The organism is uncultured Phenylobacterium sp. (assembly GCF_902826855.1).
GTDB lineage: Bacteria > Pseudomonadota > Alphaproteobacteria > Caulobacterales > Caulobacteraceae > Phenylobacterium.
On the sequence record NZ_CADEGK010000017.1, the window covers coordinates 21,506 to 37,660 of the forward strand.

Annotated in this window: 18 protein-coding genes and 1 pseudogene; 14 read left to right on the forward strand and 5 right to left on the reverse strand. The window is 68.5% G+C overall.

The features are described 5' to 3' along the window. Together mmsB and hemA are read left to right on the forward strand one after the other, a co-directional pair. Window positions 1-807, forward strand: an 807-nt coding sequence (gene mmsB, locus QZV94_RS04445) for a 3-hydroxyisobutyrate dehydrogenase (protein WP_293676600.1), incomplete at its 5' end; no start/stop codon positions are given. 229 nt (window positions 808-1,036) lie between these two features. Then, window positions 1,037-2,266, forward strand: a complete 1,230-nt coding sequence (gene hemA / locus QZV94_RS04450; protein ID WP_293676601.1) for a 5-aminolevulinate synthase — start codon at window positions 1,037-1,039, stop codon at window positions 2,264-2,266. Window positions 2,267-2,573: 307 nt separating this feature from the next. On the opposite strand, the gene QZV94_RS04455 is transcribed toward hemA, so the two are convergent. After that, on the reverse strand, window positions 2,574-3,008 hold the full coding sequence (locus QZV94_RS04455) for a MucR family transcriptional regulator (RefSeq protein ID WP_293676602.1): 435 nt from the start codon (window positions 3,006-3,008) through the stop codon (window positions 2,574-2,576). A gap of 237 nt (window positions 3,009-3,245) precedes the next feature. On the opposite strand from QZV94_RS04455, the gene glyA reads away from it, so the two are divergent. Both glyA and nrdR read left to right on the forward strand, forming a co-directional pair. Continuing rightward, window positions 3,246-4,487: a serine hydroxymethyltransferase gene (gene glyA / locus QZV94_RS04460; RefSeq protein ID WP_293676617.1), complete on the forward strand. Its 1,242-nt coding sequence runs from the start codon at window positions 3,246-3,248 to the stop codon at window positions 4,485-4,487. Between the two features lie 31 nt (window positions 4,488-4,518). Continuing rightward, window positions 4,519-4,992, forward strand: a complete 474-nt coding sequence (gene nrdR / locus QZV94_RS04465; RefSeq protein WP_293676603.1) for a transcriptional regulator NrdR — start codon at window positions 4,519-4,521, stop codon at window positions 4,990-4,992. A 31-nt stretch (window positions 4,993-5,023) separates the two neighbouring features. Here nrdR and QZV94_RS04470 read toward each other — a convergent pair whose 3' ends face one another. Continuing rightward, window positions 5,024-5,935 (reverse strand): hypothetical protein, encoded by a 912-nt coding sequence (locus QZV94_RS04470; protein ID WP_293676604.1) that lies wholly within the window; start codon window positions 5,933-5,935, stop codon window positions 5,024-5,026. Between the two features lie 66 nt (window positions 5,936-6,001). Next, window positions 6,002-6,286, reverse strand: a complete 285-nt coding sequence (locus QZV94_RS04475; protein WP_293676605.1) for a DUF4242 domain-containing protein — start codon at window positions 6,284-6,286, stop codon at window positions 6,002-6,004. Window positions 6,287-6,393: 107 nt separating this feature from the next. On the opposite strand from QZV94_RS04475, the gene QZV94_RS04480 reads away from it, so the two are divergent. The 6 genes and pseudogenes from QZV94_RS04480 to thiL all read left to right on the forward strand — a co-directional run. Then, entirely contained in the window at window positions 6,394-7,332 is a 939-nt protein-coding gene (locus tag QZV94_RS04480; protein WP_293676606.1) for a LysR substrate-binding domain-containing protein, read from the forward strand. Between the two features lie 45 nt (window positions 7,333-7,377). Further along, on the forward strand, window positions 7,378-8,037 hold the full coding sequence (locus QZV94_RS04485; protein WP_293676607.1) for a RibD family protein: 660 nt from the start codon (window positions 7,378-7,380) through the stop codon (window positions 8,035-8,037). Continuing rightward, complete coding sequence (locus tag QZV94_RS04490) at window positions 8,038-8,628, forward strand: riboflavin synthase (protein ID WP_293676608.1); 591 nt, start codon at window positions 8,038-8,040, stop codon at window positions 8,626-8,628. 30 nt (window positions 8,629-8,658) lie between these two features. Continuing rightward, entirely contained in the window at window positions 8,659-9,120 is a 462-nt protein-coding gene (gene ribH / locus QZV94_RS04495; protein WP_293676609.1) for a 6,7-dimethyl-8-ribityllumazine synthase, read from the forward strand. Continuing rightward, window positions 9,117-9,575, forward strand: a complete 459-nt coding sequence (gene nusB, locus QZV94_RS04500) for a transcription antitermination factor NusB (protein WP_293676610.1) — start codon at window positions 9,117-9,119, stop codon at window positions 9,573-9,575. Before ribH ends, nusB begins: the two co-directional genes overlap by 4 nt. Window position 9,576: 1 nt before the next feature. Beyond that, window positions 9,577-10,518: pseudogene (gene thiL / locus QZV94_RS04505) on the forward strand (thiamine-phosphate kinase); the annotation flags it as partial. On the opposite strand, the gene QZV94_RS04510 reads toward thiL, so the two are convergent. Then, the gene (locus tag QZV94_RS04510) at window positions 10,511-11,461 is read right to left on the reverse strand and encodes a retroviral-like aspartic protease family protein (protein WP_293676611.1); all 951 of its coding nucleotides are present in this window, start codon (window positions 11,459-11,461) and stop codon (window positions 10,511-10,513) included. The pseudogene thiL and the gene QZV94_RS04510 overlap by 8 nt on opposite strands. Window positions 11,462-11,547: 86 nt before the next feature. Between QZV94_RS04510 and QZV94_RS04515 the strand changes: the two genes are divergently transcribed. Continuing rightward, window positions 11,548-12,012 (forward strand): hypothetical protein, encoded by a 465-nt coding sequence (locus QZV94_RS04515; RefSeq protein ID WP_293676612.1) that lies wholly within the window; start codon window positions 11,548-11,550, stop codon window positions 12,010-12,012. Window positions 12,013-12,213: 201 nt separating this feature from the next. Further along, complete coding sequence (locus QZV94_RS04520) at window positions 12,214-14,349, forward strand: sodium-translocating pyrophosphatase (RefSeq protein ID WP_293676613.1); 2,136 nt, start codon at window positions 12,214-12,216, stop codon at window positions 14,347-14,349. A gap of 94 nt (window positions 14,350-14,443) precedes the next feature. Here QZV94_RS04520 and QZV94_RS04525 read toward each other — a convergent pair whose 3' ends face one another. Next, window positions 14,444-14,938, reverse strand: a complete 495-nt coding sequence (locus QZV94_RS04525; RefSeq protein WP_293676614.1) for an outer membrane protein assembly factor BamE — start codon at window positions 14,936-14,938, stop codon at window positions 14,444-14,446. A gap of 109 nt (window positions 14,939-15,047) precedes the next feature. Here QZV94_RS04525 and QZV94_RS04530 point away from each other — a divergent pair, with 109 nt between their 5' ends. Both QZV94_RS04530 and QZV94_RS04535 read left to right on the forward strand, forming a co-directional pair. Beyond that, window positions 15,048-15,566: a ubiquinol-cytochrome C chaperone family protein gene (locus QZV94_RS04530; protein WP_293676615.1), complete on the forward strand. Its 519-nt coding sequence runs from the start codon at window positions 15,048-15,050 to the stop codon at window positions 15,564-15,566. Beyond that, entirely contained in the window at window positions 15,563-16,078 is a 516-nt protein-coding gene (locus QZV94_RS04535) for a DUF177 domain-containing protein (protein ID WP_293676616.1), read from the forward strand. Before QZV94_RS04530 ends, QZV94_RS04535 begins: the two co-directional genes overlap by 4 nt. The last annotated feature ends 77 nt before the right edge of the window (window positions 16,079-16,155 follow it).

Here is a 16,155-nt window from a genome sequence, read left to right on the forward strand (position 1 = left end):
ATGGCCTTCGACCTCTCCGCCGCGGCGCTCGACAAGGCGGCTGCGGCCGGCTGCGCCAGGGCCGCCTCGGTGGCCGAGGCGGTCAAGACCGCCGACGCCATCGTCACCATGCTGCCGGCCGGCCCGCACGTGCGCCAGGTCTACGCCGAGCAGATCCTGCCCAACGCGCCCAAATCGGCGATCCTGGTCGACTCATCCACCATCGACGTCGAGAGCGCCCGCGCGGTGGCGGCCCAGGCCAAGGCCGCCGGTTTCCGATTCGCCGATGCGCCGGTCTCGGGCGGCACGGCGGCGGCGGACGCCGGCACGCTCGCCTTCATGGTGGGTTGCGACGAGGGTGACTTCGCGGCGGTCGAAGACGTTATCGCGCCGATGTCGCGGGCCACCATCCGCGCCGGCGACCACGGGGCAGGTCAGGCGGCCAAGATCTGCAACAATATGGTGCTGGGCATCTCGATGATCGGGGTGTGCGAGGCCTTCGCCCTGGCCGAGAAGCTGGGCCTGGACGCCGAGCGGTTCTTTGAGATCGCGTCGAAGTCCTCTGGCCAGTGCTGGAGCCTGACCAGCTACTGTCCCTGGCCGGGTCCGGTGCCGACGGCCCCCTCGAACCGCGGCTACGAGGGCGGGTTTTCCACGGCGATGATGCTGAAGGACCTCAAGCTCGCGCAGGAGGCCGCCGCGAAGGCCGGCGCGTCGGCGACCATGGGCGCCACGGCCGAGGGCCTCTACGCGCTGTTCGATCGCCTCGGCGGGGGCCCCAAGGACTTCTCGGCGATTCTCGACCTCCTCAGGGGCAAGGCCCCGTAGGCGCGCGAGCGTTTGATCTGCCGCAAAGCGGCGGGCGCGCGGTCGGGGTAAACGTTGGCCGCTGCGAGCGAGCCCCCGCGAACGCGCCGGACGCGAATTCACGAAGATGACGCCAGTTTCATCTTCGATTTTATGGACAACCGGTGCTCGGGGCGCCAAAAAGGCGGCGGTATTTCGGGGGCCGGAAAGGCGCGCTCAGTTCCATGACGCGGCGCCGGAATTGAAGTCGATGGATTACAGGCAAGCCTTCTCGACCGCCTTGGAGCGTATCCACGCCGAGGGCCGGTATCGCGTGTTCGCGGACCTGAAGCGACACCGCGGCCAATTCCCCAAGGCCACGTGGACCCGCGGCGACGGCTCGGCCACCGACGTGACCGTCTGGTGCTCCAACGACTACCTGGGCCAGGGCCAGAACCCCGTCGTCCTCGACGCCATGCACAAGGCCATCGAGGAGGCCGGCGCCGGCTCGGGCGGCACGCGCAACATCTCGGGCACCACGCATTATCACGTGGAGCTGGAGCAGGAGCTTGCCGACCTTCATCAGAAGGAAGCCGCGCTCCTCTTCACCTCGGGCTACGTCTCCAACGAGGCGTCGCTGTCGACGCTGTACAAGATCCTGCCTGGACTGATCATCTTCTCGGACGAGCTGAACCACAACTCGATGATTAGTGGCATCCGCGCGGGCAAGCGCGAGCAGCGCCGCGTCTTCCGGCACAATGACCTGGCGCACCTCGAACAGCTCCTGATCGAGGCCGATCCGGACATGCCGAAGGTGATCGCCTTCGAGAGCGTCTACTCCATGGACGGCGACATCGCCGACATGGCCGGCACGGTCGCCCTGGCCAAGAAGTACGGGGCCATGACCTACCTTGATGAGGTCCATGCGGTGGGCATGTATGGCGTCCGCGGCGCCGGGGTGGCCGAGCGCGACGGTGTGATGGCCGACATCGACATCGTCGAGGGTACGCTGGGCAAGGCGTTCGGCGTGATGGGCGGCTACATCGCCGCCGACGCGGTGGTCGTGGATGCGATCCGCAGCTACGCCGACGGCTTCATCTTCACCACCTCGCTGCCGCCGGCGCTGGCGGCAGGCGCCGTAGCTTCGATCCGTTACCTCAAGGACCACAACGAGGTCCGCATCGCCCACCAGGCTCGCGCGGCGGCCCTGAAGGCCAAGATGCTGAAGGCCGGCCTGCCGGTGATGCCCTCGGTCAGCCACATCGTGCCGGTGCTGGTTGGCGATCCCGTCCACTGCAAGATGATCTCCGACATCCTGCTCGAGGATCACGGCATCTACGTGCAGCCGATCAACTACCCCACTGTGCCGCGCGGCACCGAGCGCCTGCGGTTCACGCCCTCGCCCGCCCACACCGACGGGATGATGGACGAGCTGGTCGAGGCGCTCGAGGCCCTCTGGGTCCGCTGCAACGTCAAGCGCGTGGGCGGCTACGCGGCCTGACCGCCGAGCCGCAGCGCACTGGTCATGGGCCATTCTGCCGCACGCCGATCTCCGGCGGGCCGGTGGTCCGGCACCCATCCTCGATACGCCGACTGAGCGTCTGTAAACGTTGCCTTTCTTCGGGCTGCGCGACACGGATGGGCTGACCCGCACCCGCCCGCAAGCTTAGCCATGCGCGTTTTGACGCACTGCGCGCTCAACCGAAGCATGTGCAACGTAGAGTCAGGACGCGGGCCGACCACAACCCGACACGGCTCACGTCCCGGACGCCCCTGCTTGTCGGGGGCGTTCTTATTTCTGGGGCAGGCTAAGTCCGTCGCCGGACGCCACGGCCCAGGCCGATCTTCTTGGCGAAATCGCTCCGCCGGGCCGCATAGGCCGGCGCCACCATCGGATAGTCGGGGGATAGCCCCCAGCGGCGGCGGTAGTCGTCCGGGCTCATGTCGAACCTCGAGCGCAGGTAGCGCTTCAGCATCTTCAGCCGCTTCCCGTCCTCCAGGCAGACGATGAAGTCGTGCTGTACGGAGCGGCCGATGGGCACTGCGGGCTTGGGCCGCTCTTCCGGCGTCGCCGGCGGGGCCGCACCGGAGAGTTGCTGCAGGGCTCCGTGCACCGAGCGGATGATGTCCGGCACTGCGTCTGCCGGGACGTGGTTGCGGCTGACATAGGCTGAGACGATGCCGGCGCCGAGCCGCATGAGGTCATCGCCCGTGGGGCCCTCGTCCTCGGGTCCTACGCTCATGAACGCCCCTCTCGATTGACCGCGTGTCGCCATGCACGGCAAAGCCACCCCGGCCTTTGCCGGAAACGCGCCGCCCGGCCGGTTGGTTCCCTGGCTGCGCTTGGCGGGATTGGAGCGCGGCGCGTTCAGGAGTAAAGGAGGCCTCCGCCGCCCAAGACTCATGCCCAACCGAAAGGCCCGCCGTTGAACCTGCACGTGCCCGCCCAGCCTTCGATCGCCGATTTCTTCCAGCAGGGGGTGGGCCAGTCCGACCCGGATGTGGCGAAGATCCTCGGCGCGGAGCTGAAGCGGCAGCAGGACCAGATCGAGCTGATCGCCTCAGAGAACATCGTCTCCAAGGCCGTGCTGGAGGCCCAGGGCTCGGCGCTCACCAACAAGTATGCCGAGGGCTATCCGGGCAAGCGCTACTACGGCGGCTGCGAGGTGGTTGACGAGGTCGAGCTGCTGGCCATCGAGCGCGCCAAGCAGCTGTTCGGCTGCGAGTACGCCAACGTCCAGCCGCACTCCGGCAGCCAGGCGAACCAGGCGGTGTTCATGGTCACCATGACGCCGGGCGACACCTTCATGGGCATGAACCTGGATCACGGCGGCCACCTGACCCACGGCAAGAGCGTCAACCAGTCGGGCAAGTGGTTCAATCCCGTGGCCTACGGCGTCCGCGCCCAGGACCACCTGATCGACTATGACGAAGCCGCCGAGGTGGCCCGCGCCAACAACCCGAAGGTGATCATCGCGGGCGGTTCGGCCTATTCGCGCCACATCGACTTCGCGAAGTTCCGCGAAATCGCCGACGAGGTGGGCGCGGTGCTGATGTGCGACGTGGCCCACTATGCCGGCCTGATCGTGGCGGGCGAGTATCCGAACCCGTTTCCCCACGCCCACATCGTCACCACCACCACGCACAAGACCCTGCGCGGTCCGCGGGGCGGTCTCATCCTGACCAACTCCAAGAAGCTGAACCAAAAGATCAACTCGGCGGTGTTCCCCGGCCTGCAGGGCGGGCCGCTGATGCACGTGATCGCCGGCAAGGCGGTGGCGTTCGGTGAGGCCCTGCGGCCGGAGTTCAAGACCTACGCGAAGCAGGTGATCGACAACGCGCGGGCGCTGGCCGACGCCCTGCAGTCGGTGGGCTTCAAGATCGTCTCCAACGGCACCGACAGCCACCTGATGCTGGTCGACCTGACCCCGAAGCGCGTCAGCGGCGCGCAGGCCGAGATCGCCCTGGAGCGCGCGGGGATCACCACCAACAAGAACTCCATCCCGGGCGACCCGCTGCCGCCGATGCAGACCTCCGGACTGCGAGTCGGCACGCCGGCCGGCACGACCCGCGGCTTCGGCGCCGCGGAATTCCGCCAGGTCGGCAAGTGGATCGGCGAAGTGCTGGACGCGGTCTCCACCGGCGAGGACTCGAGCGCCGTCGAACAGAAGGTGCGCGGTGAAGTCGTGGCGCTGACGAGCCGCTTCCCTATCTACAACTGATTGCGTTAAGTGACCGGGAAGAGGGCTAGATATGCGCTGCCCGTTCTGCGGCCACGACGAGACCCAGGTGAAGGACAGCCGCCCGTCCGAGGACGGGGCGGCGATCCGGCGGCGGCGGCTTTGCCCGTCCTGCGAGGGCCGCTTCACGACCTTCGAGCGAGTCCAGTTGCGCGAACTGACCATCGTCAAGCGTTCCGGCCGCCGCACGCCCTTCGAGCGCGACAAGCTGGCGCGTTCGATCGCTATCGCCATTCGGAAGCGCCCCGTGGAGCCGGAGCGGGTGGAACGGATGATCTCGGCGATCGTGCGCCAGCTTGAGAGCATGGGCGAAACCGAGCTGCCGTCGTCCACCGTCGGTGAGCTTGTGATGCAGGCCCTCAAGCAGCTCGATGACGTGGCCTACGTCCGCTACGCTTCGGTCTACCGCGACTTCAAGGAGACCGAGGACTTTGCCCGCTTCCTCGGCGAAGAGGGCCTGAGCGAGGCCCTCGCCGACGACCGGTGAGGGCGGCGGTCCAGCCGCCGCCCCAGCGCCATCAGCAGAAGGCCGGCGACACTTCCTCGATGCGGGCGCGACCTGATGCGCTGACATCGCCCAGTGCGTTCAGGAAACCCTGGTTGCGCAGGGCCGAACCCAGGAACGTCCAGCGTTGGGCCTGATGCTGGCGCGCAAGGAACTGCTCGCGCTCGGCGCCGGGCAGCGTCCTGCCGATCGCCGCCTCGAGAGAGGCTAGGTCGAGTTGAGCCTGCTGGGCCAAGCCGCTGTCGATGAACGCGCCGATCTCCAGGAACTCCTCCACGGCCCGGAGCACTTCGTCCGGACCGGCCGTCGCGGCCAGTTCGTAGAAGACCATTGCGTCCAGCTTCGCGTGCTGGGACTCCTCCATCCAGTGGTGCCTGAGCAGGCTCTTGAACTGGGGATCCAGGCTCTCTTCCTCCTGGACACTCTCCAGCCAGTGCTGCTGCGTGGCCCATTCGATGGCCAGGATGAACAGGGCCAGGCCGAGCTCACCATGGCTTCGGACCGCGGCGCCGATATCCTCGGCGGGGCCGATAAAGCCGCACCTCACAGGAAAGCCTTCGTCGAAAGCCTGGCGGAAGCGGAAGAACAGCTCGATGTGCTTGGCTTCCTCGATGGCGAAATTGTTCAGCGCCGAGGTCCGGTGCGGGTCCTGGCCGGGCCCTGACGCCGTGTGCCCCTCGATCACCGGCAGGATGGTGCGTTCGACCAGTTCGAACATGGCCAGATAGCCGAAGCCGCGAATCTGGTTGAGCTTGAGCCGCTCGTCCAGGCTGAGGAACGGGAGTTCGGCCGTGCGGGCGAAGCTCTCCGGCAAGAACGGCCTGGAGAAATCCATCGGCTTGTCGGGGCCGATGATGTCGTCGACGCGCCAGTTGATGCGCTTTGAAATTTTGAGCAGGCGTTCGTAGTTGTGGCCTTGAAGCATCTGACTTCTCCTCGCGGCGCCGCGACCCCGAGGGGCGCATGCCACGACGGGTGAAGCTGGCCGCCGCTAGTTGTTGGCGGTGGTTGGGTCGATGATCTGCGAGATCTCGGTGATGCGCGTCACCGGGAAGCCGCTCAACTCGGCGTGGACGTGGATCGTGTCCTCGCCGTCCGCGAGGTAGATGCAGAACGTCCGGTCACCAGAGACGTAGCTGTGCTGCCACTGGATCGTACCGCCGATCTTGTCGATCGCCTGGTTCGAGGCGCGAGCCACCCCGCACAGTTCGACAATGGACATGCCGCCTATGCCGGGAACCTCCCGCTCGACCAGGAAACGTCTGAGTTGGCCCATGGCGCCGCCTCCTGCATTCCCTCGATGACTGCAGTGTCGCCGCCTGCCGGCCACCCCACAATCTAAACAATCTGGCGTTCGCTAAAGTTTTTGCTTAGTGATCGGCGATGGTTGCGCCCACCTACCTGCGGTCGCTGCAAGCGCTGGAAATGGCGGCGCGCAAGGGCTCGTTCGTAGCTGCGGCCGACCTTCTGGGCATCACGCCGGCGGCTGTGGGCCAGCGCGTAAAGGCGCTCGAGGACTACCTGGGTATTGAACTCCTGCTACGCGGGCGCTCCGGCCTGAAGCCGGCGCCCGGGCTGGGGCAGGCGCTGCCCTACCTCGCCCGCGCCTTCGAGGACCTGGAGGCGGCGGCCCGCGAACTGGAATTGCAGCGCGGGCACGAACTGCATCTGGCGGCGGCGTCGGACTTCGTGGAGCTGTGGTTGCGGCCGCGCCTCGAGCGGTTTCGCGCCGAGCACCCGAACATCCGGTTCAACATCAATGGCGAGGGCGACGCGCCGCTGCGGCTGGGCCGGATCGACTGCGAGATCAGCTTTGGTGGTCCGCGCGACGGCCCCCCGGCGGATCTGCTGTTCCGCGACTATGTGCTGCCCATCACCTCGCCGCAGAATGTGGAGCGCACGGCGCGGATTGCCGCCAAGGCTCGGCTGGAGGGCTTTCCCCTCGTGCACCTCGACTTCTACAAGGACGATCCCGCCGGCCTGTCCTGGCCGCAGTGGGTGGCCGCCAATGGGGTCGAGCGTACGGCGCCCGAACGCGGGATGCGTTTCCGGCGCATCACTGCGGCGCTGGACGCGGTGGCCGCTGACGCGGGCGTAAGCCTCTGTGGCCTGGCCCTGATTGGCGACCGGCTGGCGGCGGGGCAGGTCGGTCTCCCGTTCCCCGTTGAGACCGGACGCTGGAGCGACCACGGCTTCCGTGCACGGTTCCGCGCCGACATCGCCGGACGACGCCACGTCGAACGTTTCCGCGACTGGCTGCTGGCCGAAAGCCGGGCGACGGCGGCGGCCCTGGAACTCAGTGTGGGTAGCCACCCGGCCTGAGCCCGTCTTGGCGCCCGGTCGGTTCTCGGCCATGAACGCCCGCGAATGGGCATCACCCTCAAACTGGCGACGTCGCTCGATGGTCGCATCGCCACGGCCTCCGGTGAAAGCCGCTGGATCACGGGCCCGGCCGCCCGTGAGCAGGTGCATCGCCTGCGCGCCGATCACCACGCGGTCGTCATCGGCGTCGAGACCGCCCTGGCGGACGATCCGGAACTCACCGTGCGGCTGCCGGGCTATGCGGGCCGCCAGCCGGCGCGCGTGGTGCTGGATAGCCGCCAGCGGCTGACGCCGGACTGCCGGCTCGTCGCCACGGCGCGCGACATCCCGACCTATGTGGTGGCCACCGGCGCGCCCGACCCGGCCCTGGTCGACGCCGGCGTCCGTGTGCTGAGCGTGGCGGCCGTCGGCGAGGATCGGCCCAACCTGAAGAATGTCATGCAAGCCCTTGCCGACGAAGGCCTTACGGCTCTGTTCGTCGAAGGGGGAGGACAGGTCGCAAGCAGTTTCCTGCGCTGCGGCCTGGTCACCGCGTTGGAATGGTTTCGCGCGCCGGTTGTCCTGGGCGGCGAGGGCCGGCCTGGCGTTGGCGCCCTGGCGGTTGCGGCGCTGGCCGAGGCGCCCCATTTCCGGCGGGTCGAGGTTCATGAACTGGGTCCGGACCTCTGGGAGCGTTACGCCCGCATGGGCCAGAGGGGAGCCTGAATGTTCACCGGCATCGTCACCGACGTGGGGCGGGTCCGCAGCGTGCGCGACACCAACCGCGACCGCCGCTTCGAGATCGAGACGGGCTTCGATACGGCCACCCTCGACCTGGGCGCCTCGGTCAGCCACGCCGGCTGCTGCCTGACGGTGGTGGACAAGGGGCCGGGCTGGTTTGCCGTGGAGGTGTCCGGAGAGACCCTGGCGATGAGCACCCTCGACGAGTGGACCGAAGGCAGGCCGGTCAACCTCGAACGCGCGGCCCGCGTGGGCGACGAGCTCGGCGGCCACATCGTCTCCGGGCATGTGGACGGGGTCGGCGAGGTGCTCACCATCGAAAGCGAGGGCGGCTCCCACAGGGTGCGGGTCCGGGTTCCGAAGCCGCTGCATCGCTTCATCGCGCCGAAGGGCTCGATCACCGTCGAGGGTGTCTCGCTGACCGTGAACGAAGTCGAGGACGACGTCTTCGGCGTGAATCTCATCCCGCACACCTGGGACGTGACCACGCTCGGGACCCTGAAGCCGGGAAGTCGCGTGAACCTCGAGATCGACATGCTGGCGCGCTATCTCGCCCGCTGGCGCGAAACCGCCTAAGAGCATTCGGCAACCGCCGAAGGACTCCCAATGGACGACCCGATCAACATCCTGATCGTGGAAGCACGCTTCTACGACGACCTAGCTGACGCCCTCTTGGACGGCGCGAGCCAGGCGCTGGCGGCGTATGGCGCGGAATACGACGTGGTCAGCGTCCCCGGCGCGCTGGAGATCCCCGCCGCCATCGCCTTCGCCGAGGAGAGCGGCCACAAGCCGGCCGGCAAGCGCTACGACGGCTATGTGGCCCTGGGCACGGTGATCCGAGGCGAGACCTACCACTTCGAGATCGTCTCCAACGAGAGCGCCCGCGGGATCATGGACCTGACGATCGGCAAGCGGCTCTGTATCGGCAACGGCATCCTGACGACCGAGGATTCCGAGCAGGCCTGGGCCCGGGCGCGGATCAGCGAGGGCGACAAAGGCGGCGGCGCGGCGCGCGCGGCGCTGACCATGATTTCGCTGAAACAGCAGTTGCACGGCGTCAAGCGATGAGCGCCCACGCCTCGCGTTCGGTCGCGCGGCTGGCCGCGGTGCAGGCGCTCTACCAGATGGAGGTGTCCTCGATCGGCGTGGAGGGCGTGATCCGCGAGTTCACGGACCATCGCTTCGACCGCGATCTCGAGGGTGGCGAGGGGGAGGGCGTGACCCTGGCCTCCGCCGACGAGGGCTTCTTCGCCGAACTGGTGCGCGGCGTGGTCGCCAAGCAGAAGCAGGTCGACGCCGCCATCGTCAAACGGCTGGCCGAGGGCTGGCGGCTGGAACGGCTGGACGCCACCGTGCGCGCCATCCTGCGGGCTGGCGCCTATGAGCTGTCGCACCGCCCGGACGTGCCCACCGAGGTGGCCATCGACGAATACGTCGAGGTGGCCAAGAGCTTCTTCGAGGGGACCGAGCCGGGTTTCGTGAACGGCGCCCTGGACGCCGTGGCCCGCGATGTCAGGACTTGACGAGTTCGGCGAGATCGCGCGGCTCTTCCGGCCGCTGACCCGCGGCGCGGCGGGCGCCTTCGAGCTTTTGGACGACGCCGCGGTCGTCGCGCAGCGGCCGGGTTTCGACCTGGTGATCACCAAGGACGCCATCGTCGCGGGGGTGCATTTCCTGGCCGGCGAGACCCCCGAGCTGATCGGGCGGCGCCTGGCGCGGGTGAACCTCTCCGACCTGGCCGCCAAGGGCGCGGAACCCTTCGCGGCCTTCCTGGCCGTCGCCTGGCCGGCCGCCTTCACCGACGCAGACCGCGCCGCCTTCGCCGCCGGCCTTGGCGCCGACCTCAAGGACGCCGGCGTCAGCCTGCTGGGCGGCGACACCGTCGCGACGCCGGGTCCGTTCACCGCCAGCCTGACCGCGCTCGGCTGGGCGCCGGAGGGCCGCATGGTGCGTCGCGCCGGGGCGCGGGTCGGCGACCGGCTGCTGGTCAGCGGACACATCGGCGACGGCTGGCTGGGCCTGCGGGCGGCGCGGGGAGAGGTCGCCGACCCCGGCGGCTATCTCGCCGAACGCTACAGGCTGCCCCGGCCGCGCCTGGACCTGCGCCGCACGGTCCTGGAGCACGCCACAGCGGCCGCAGATGTCTCCGACGGCCTGATCGCCGATGCCGGCCACATCGCAGCCGCCAGCCGCGTCGGCCTGACGCTGGACCTGGACCGCGTGCCAGTCTCGCCCCAGGCCCGCGCCTGGCTCGACGCTCAGCCGGACAGGACCGCCGCGCTTCTGGCCCTGGCCTCCGGCGGCGACGACTACGAGATTGTGGCCGCCTCGCCCGTCGCGCTGCCAGGGTTCACCGTCATCGGCGAGGTCACGGCCGGGCAGGGGGTCGAGGTGACGTGCGCCGGGGCGCCGGTCCAGGCCGGGCCCGGCGGCTGGCGCCACGGGCAGGCGGCCGCGGCTAGGTGAAGGCGAACCGCACCGCCGAGCGGCCGAAGTCGAGGGCGACGTCCTCGAACTGGGACAGGAGGTCCATCCCGATCACCAGGGCCGGCGTATCCTTCAGGCCCCAGATGTCGAAGACGTGCATGTCGGCATAGGTGACGCCCACGTTGCCCAGGTGCAGCCCGCCCAGGCGCAGGAACGGCAGGAAGAGCGATTCCCCCGTGAACGTTTCGCCCGCTACGGTCTCCATCCGCACGTAGCGTGGTGGCCCCAGCTGGCCCTTCCTGGCTTCGGCGGCATGGACGATGTCGCGGAGTTTCCTGTTGCAGAGGCTGCCCTGGGCGCCGGAGTCGATGATGGCGCTGATGCGCTTGCCGCTGAGATCGGCGTCGACGATGGTGAGTTGGCCGTGCCGCCGGCGCGCCGGCACCACCGCGACGCGCCCCGGCTCGTTCACGTCGCGCTTGGACTTTACGATCTCCATCTTGTTGCCCTTGAAGTCGAGCACTAGGCGCTGGCCCTTCAGCCAGTCGACGCCGAGGATGCCGTCGACGCCCGCATCGATGGGCAGGGCCGGCGCCCGCACCCTGCGGCGGTCGCGCGGGCCGACCTGCAGGCGGTCCAGGATGACGATCGGCCGATGACGCACGCCCACCATGGTGTGCACCGCCGCGCTTTCGGCGGACTTCAGCTCCAGCCGCTCCATTAGCCGGTGGGAGACGCAGCTGACGTTGGCGCCGGTATCCAGCAGGAAGTTGAACGGACCCTGGTTGTTGATCGTCACCGGGGCGAGCATGTGCTCGTTCCGATTGCGAGTGGTGTCCAGCGACGTGTTCGGCTGGTCCTCGTCGGGAAGCTCGATCGGCTCCGCCCCGATCTCAGCGGGCTGTGCGAGCGCCCTGGCGCCGGGTGCGGCGGCGGCTGCGGCGAGCAGCCCGAGGGCAGCGTTCCGACGAGTCGGTGACATGGTCCGCGCTTCCTTATTGTTGTTCGCCAATCAATACCACCGTTCGTCCAGCCTCGCCATGAAGCGCGCGCTTGGCGGCGGCAACCTTGCGGCAACTGATTCGGCTGATGCTCGCCGGCATGAATGGCCGAACCCTCTTCGCCGCGCTCGCCGCGGCCTCTATCCTCGCCACCCCGGCTGCGGCCGAGGACAAGAAGGAGGCCAAGAAGGGCGACGTTGGCCAGTATGTCGACCTGCAGCCCGTCGGCTTGCCGATTGTCTCCAACCGAAGCCTGGCGAATTACGTCTTCGTCTACGTGCGCCTTAACCTCACGAGCGCCGCCAACGCCTCGAAGCTGCGCGAGAAGGAGCCCTACTTCCGCGACGCCCTGGTGCGCGCCGGCCATCGCACGCCCTTCACCCTGCCGTCAGACCTCAGCAAGATCGACACCGTGCGACTGACTGCAGTCCTCAAGCAGGAGGCTGTGCGGATCGTCGGGCCCGGCCAGATCACCTCCGTGGTGGTCACCTCGCAGGCCCCTCGACGCCGGATCGCGACGCCCAAGGCCTGAGGCGAACCGTCAACTTCGCGCATCCGCGTGCGCGCCGGTTGCGCCAGCGGGCAAAACTTGAGTAGTTTCCGGCCCGTCTTTCGGGGGCGCAGCCTTGCGCGCTCGAGTTGGGGAAACTTCAGGGACGGGACTTCCGGCTGGGCCGCCAATGTGGGCGGCCGCCGGTCCTGCCCCGCGCGATCGCAAAGGGGTGCGCTACTCATGAGTTCAATGTTGTTGCTGGTGATAGGGGCCGGGGTGCTCGCCGTTCTGTACGGCGTGCTCCAGACGCTGTCGCTCTTGCGCGCCTCGCCGGGCAATGCCCGCATGCAGGAGATCGCCGCCGCCATTCAGGAGGGCGCACAGGCCTATCTGAAGCGCCAGTACACCGCGATCGCCATCGTCGGCGCGGTGGTCCTGGTCGTGCTGTTCTTCCTGATCGGCGCATATTCGGCGGTTGGGTTCCTGATCGGCGCGGTGCTGTCGGGCGCCGCGGGCTTCGCGGGAATGCTGATCTCAGTCCGCGCCAACGTCCGCACGGCCCAGGCCGCGTCGGTGGGCTTGGCCCAGGGCCTGAAGCTGGCCTTCACCTCGGGCGCCATCACCGGGCTCCTGGTGGCTGGCTTCGCCCTGATCGGGGTGGCCGGCTACTACGCCTACCTCACTCAGGTGCAGGGCTTGCAGCCGTCTGACCGCCACGTGATCGATGGCCTGGTGTCCCTGGGCTTCGGCGCGTCGCTGATCTCCATCTTCGCCCGTCTGGGCGGCGGCATCTTCACCAAGGGCGCCGACGTCGGCGGCGACATGGTGGGCAAGGTCGAAGCCGGCATCCCCGAGGATGATCCGCGCAACCCCGCCACCATCGCCGACAACGTGGGCGACAATGTCGGCGACTGCGCCGGCATGGCCGCCGACCTGTTCGAGACCTATGCGGTGACCACGGTCGCCACCATGGTGCTGGCGGCGATCTTCTTCGGGGGCTCGGCGATGCTGGGCAACCTGATGCTGCTGCCGCTGGCCATCTGCGGCGTCTGCATCATCACCTCGATCATCGGCACCTTCGCGGTCCGCCTCGGCAAGAACGGCTCGATCATGGGCGCGCTCTATCAGGGCCTGATCGTCACGGGCGTCCTCTCGGCCATCGCCCTCTACTTCCTGATCCCCTACCTGGTGACCGAGGACCTGACGGTGGCCGGCAAGACCTTCAGCGCCATGGCGCTGTTCGGCTGCTCCATCGCCGGCCTGGCGATCACCGCCCTGATCGTGATGATCACCGAGTACTACACCGGCACCAACTTCCGCCCGGTGAAGTCGGTGGCCCAGGCTTCGGTCTCCGGCCACGGCACCAACGTGATCCAGGGCCTGGCCATGAGCCTCGAGGCCTGCGCGGCCCCGGCGATCGTGATCATCATCGGCATCATCGTGACCTACAACCTGGCGGGCCTGTTCGGGATCGCCATCGCCACGACGGCCATGCTGTCGCTGGCGGGCTTCGTGGTCGCCCTCGACGCCTTCGGTCCGGTCACCGACAACGCCGGCGGCATCGCAGAGATGGCCGGCCTGCCCCCGGAAGTGCGCGTCACCACCGATGCGCTGGACGCCGTGGGCAACACCACCAAGGCCGTCACCAAGGGCTATGCGATCGGCTCAGCCGGTCTCGGCGCCCTGGTGCTGTTCGCGGCCTACACCGAGGACCTGAAGTACTTCGCCGCCAACGCCCTGCCGGGTTCGTTCTTCTTCGAGCTTGGTGAGGTCCGGTTCGACCTGTCGAACCCCTACGTCGTCGTGGGCCTGCTGTTCGGCGGCCTGCTGCCGTTCCTGTTCGGCGGCATGTCGATGACCGCGGTGGGCCGTGCGGCCCAGTCGGTGGTGGTCGAAGTCCGCCGCCAGTTCCGCGAGAACCCGGGGATCATGACCGGCGAGGTGAAGCCCGAGTACGGCCGCGCCGTCGACATCCTGACCAAGGCCGCGATCCGGGAGATGATCGTCCCGTCGCTGCTGCCGGTCGTGTCGCCGATCGTGCTGTTCTTCGTCATCAACGCCATCGCCACCAAGGTCGACGCCTTCGCCTGCGTCGGGGCGATGCTGATGGGGGTGATCGTCACCGGCCTGTTCGTCGCCATCTCGATGACCTCGGGCGGCGGCGCCTGGGACAACGCCAAGAAGGTGATCGAGGAAGGCTTCACCGACAGTGACGGCGTTCTGCACGGCAAAGGCTCCGAGGCCCACAAGGCCGCGGTGACCGGCGACACCGTCGGCGACCCCTACAAGGACACCTCCGGCCCGGCGGTGAACCCGATGATCAAGATCACGAACATCGTGGCTCTGCTGCTCCTGGCGGTCCTGGCCAGCCACTAGGACGCTCACCAGAGACAAAGACGCCCCGGAGAGCGATCTCCGGGGCGTTTTTCTTTGCGCCTGTTCCCTCTCTTCGAGGGGGAGGGATCTGCGCCTACCGCCGATCGCCCGGCCGCTGGCCCGGGACACCCTGGTCGTCCTGCGGCAGCAGGCCGCCGCGGCCGACGCTGCCCAGGAGCTGCTCGAGCACGGTCATCTCGCGGCCGCGGGTGGGCGTCTCGCGGTTGTTGTAGGCGATCACCTTGCCGTCCTTCAGGGTGTAGACGTCCACCGCTTCCACCATCTCAGTCTCCTTGTCGAAGGTGATGGCGGTGACGTTGCGCGCGGTGACCTGCGGCTTGCGGAAGGCCACGCGCTGCTTGATCTGGTTCATGTAGAACCAGACGTTCGGGTCGAAGGTGGACTGCACCGACGGCGAGCCCAGCTTGGCGCGCACGGTCGACTTGGTGTCGGTTCCGACCTTGACGTCCTTGGGATCCGAATCGATGGCCTGGAAGCCCGAGTAGCTCGAGATCGGCGCGCAGGCGGAAAGCCCCCCAAGCGCCACGGTGGCGGCGGCGAGGACGGCGAAGGTGGTGCGTCGGAACATCGGACCCGTTTCTGTATGCCGTGCGGCAAGAGGCTTTGACCTATCGCCGGCGGCCACCTAGTTCAATGCCCGCTCTATCTACGCCTTCTGGCGAAAACGAGGCCAGCAGATGCTCGACCGCCTGTTCAAGCCCAAGCCCGCCCTCCTGGCCGGGCGCGAGCTCTACGCGCGCGCGGTGGCCCAGGCGCGGACGCCGGCCCTATACGCCGACCTCGGCGCGCCCGACACGCCAGAGGGTCGCTTCGAGATCTACAGCCTGCATGTCTACCTCCTTCTGGAGCGCCTGAAGGACCAGGGCCCGCCGGCCGCCGACACCGCGCAGGGCCTGTTCGACACCTACGTCTCGGCCCTCGACAACAGCCTGCGCGAGCTCGGGGTTGGCGACCTTTCGGTGGGCAAGCGGATGCGCAAGCTGGCCGAGGCCTTCTACGGTCGCATCAAGGGCTACGAGGCGGCGCTCGCCGCCCTGCCGGACCGGACGGCGCTGGAGGCGCTGGTCGCCCGCACCGTCTACGCCGAGGCCGACGCGGCCCAGGCGCCCGCGCTCGCCGGCTATATCGTCGCCCGCCGCGAAGCCCTGGCGGCGGCGCCGCTGGAACGCCTGCTGTCCGGGGAGGCCGCCTGGTGAGCTGGAGCACGCCCCTGAAGCTGCACGAGCTGGCGCGCGGGCCCGTGCGGCTGCGCCTGGCGCCGGATGCCGCGGAGCGGGCGGCGGTGGCCAAGCGCCTGGGCCTGGAAAGCCTGCCGGCGCTCACGGCCGACGTCACCGTCAAGCCGTGGCTCGACGGCGTGGAGATCGCCGGACGCTTCGACGCCGTGGTGGAGCAGATCTGCGGCGTCTCGCTCGATCCCTTCGACCAGCCGGTCGAGGGCGAGATCGCGGTTCACGCCGTGCCGCCGGGCAGTCCCCACGCCGCGGCCCCGGAAGGCGGCGAACTGGAACTTGACCCCGACGCCCCGGACGCGCCGGACATCCTGGCGGGCGACGCCGTCGATGTGGCCGCCTACGTGGTCGAGCACCTGGCCCTGGAGATCGATCCGTTCCCCCGCAAGCCCGGCGTCGAGTTCGAGTATCAGCCGGAGGAGGCCGAGACTTCGCCCTTCGCGGCGCTCAAGAAGCTGACCGAGCCAAAGGCTTAGTTTCCACAGGCTGACGCGCCGTCTATGGTCGCGCGAATCCGGCCGGCGCCGAGGGAAAAGTAGACACCTTGACCCAA

Excerpts from the sequence above, each read along its gene's own strand:
- QZV94_RS04510 (WP_293676611.1), bottom strand. The coding sequence starts at position 11,461 with ATGTCACCGACTCGTCGGAACGCTGCCCTCGGGCTGCTCGCCGCAGCC.
- nrdR (WP_293676603.1), top strand. The coding sequence starts at position 4,519 with ATGCGCTGCCCGTTCTGCGGCCACGACGAGACCCAGGTGAAGGACAGC.
- QZV94_RS04455 (WP_293676602.1), bottom strand. The coding sequence starts at position 3,008 with ATGAGCGTAGGACCCGAGGACGAGGGCCCCACGGGCGATGACCTCATG.
- QZV94_RS04475 (WP_293676605.1), bottom strand. The coding sequence starts at position 6,286 with ATGGGCCAACTCAGACGTTTCCTGGTCGAGCGGGAGGTTCCCGGCATA.
- QZV94_RS04525 (WP_293676614.1), bottom strand. The coding sequence starts at position 14,938 with ATGTTCCGACGCACCACCTTCGCCGTCCTCGCCGCCGCCACCGTGGCG.
- QZV94_RS04470 (WP_293676604.1), bottom strand. The coding sequence starts at position 5,935 with ATGCTTCAAGGCCACAACTACGAACGCCTGCTCAAAATTTCAAAGCGC.
- ribH (WP_293676609.1), top strand. The coding sequence starts at position 8,659 with ATGGACGACCCGATCAACATCCTGATCGTGGAAGCACGCTTCTACGAC.
- QZV94_RS04485 (WP_293676607.1), top strand. The coding sequence starts at position 7,378 with ATGGGCATCACCCTCAAACTGGCGACGTCGCTCGATGGTCGCATCGCC.
- QZV94_RS04480 (WP_293676606.1), top strand. The coding sequence starts at position 6,394 with ATGGTTGCGCCCACCTACCTGCGGTCGCTGCAAGCGCTGGAAATGGCG.
- nusB (WP_293676610.1), top strand. The coding sequence starts at position 9,117 with ATGAGCGCCCACGCCTCGCGTTCGGTCGCGCGGCTGGCCGCGGTGCAG.
- hemA (WP_293676601.1), top strand. The coding sequence starts at position 1,037 with ATGGATTACAGGCAAGCCTTCTCGACCGCCTTGGAGCGTATCCACGCC.
- QZV94_RS04520 (WP_293676613.1), top strand. The coding sequence starts at position 12,214 with ATGAGTTCAATGTTGTTGCTGGTGATAGGGGCCGGGGTGCTCGCCGTT.
- QZV94_RS04530 (WP_293676615.1), top strand. The coding sequence starts at position 15,048 with ATGCTCGACCGCCTGTTCAAGCCCAAGCCCGCCCTCCTGGCCGGGCGC.
- QZV94_RS04490 (WP_293676608.1), top strand. The coding sequence starts at position 8,038 with ATGTTCACCGGCATCGTCACCGACGTGGGGCGGGTCCGCAGCGTGCGC.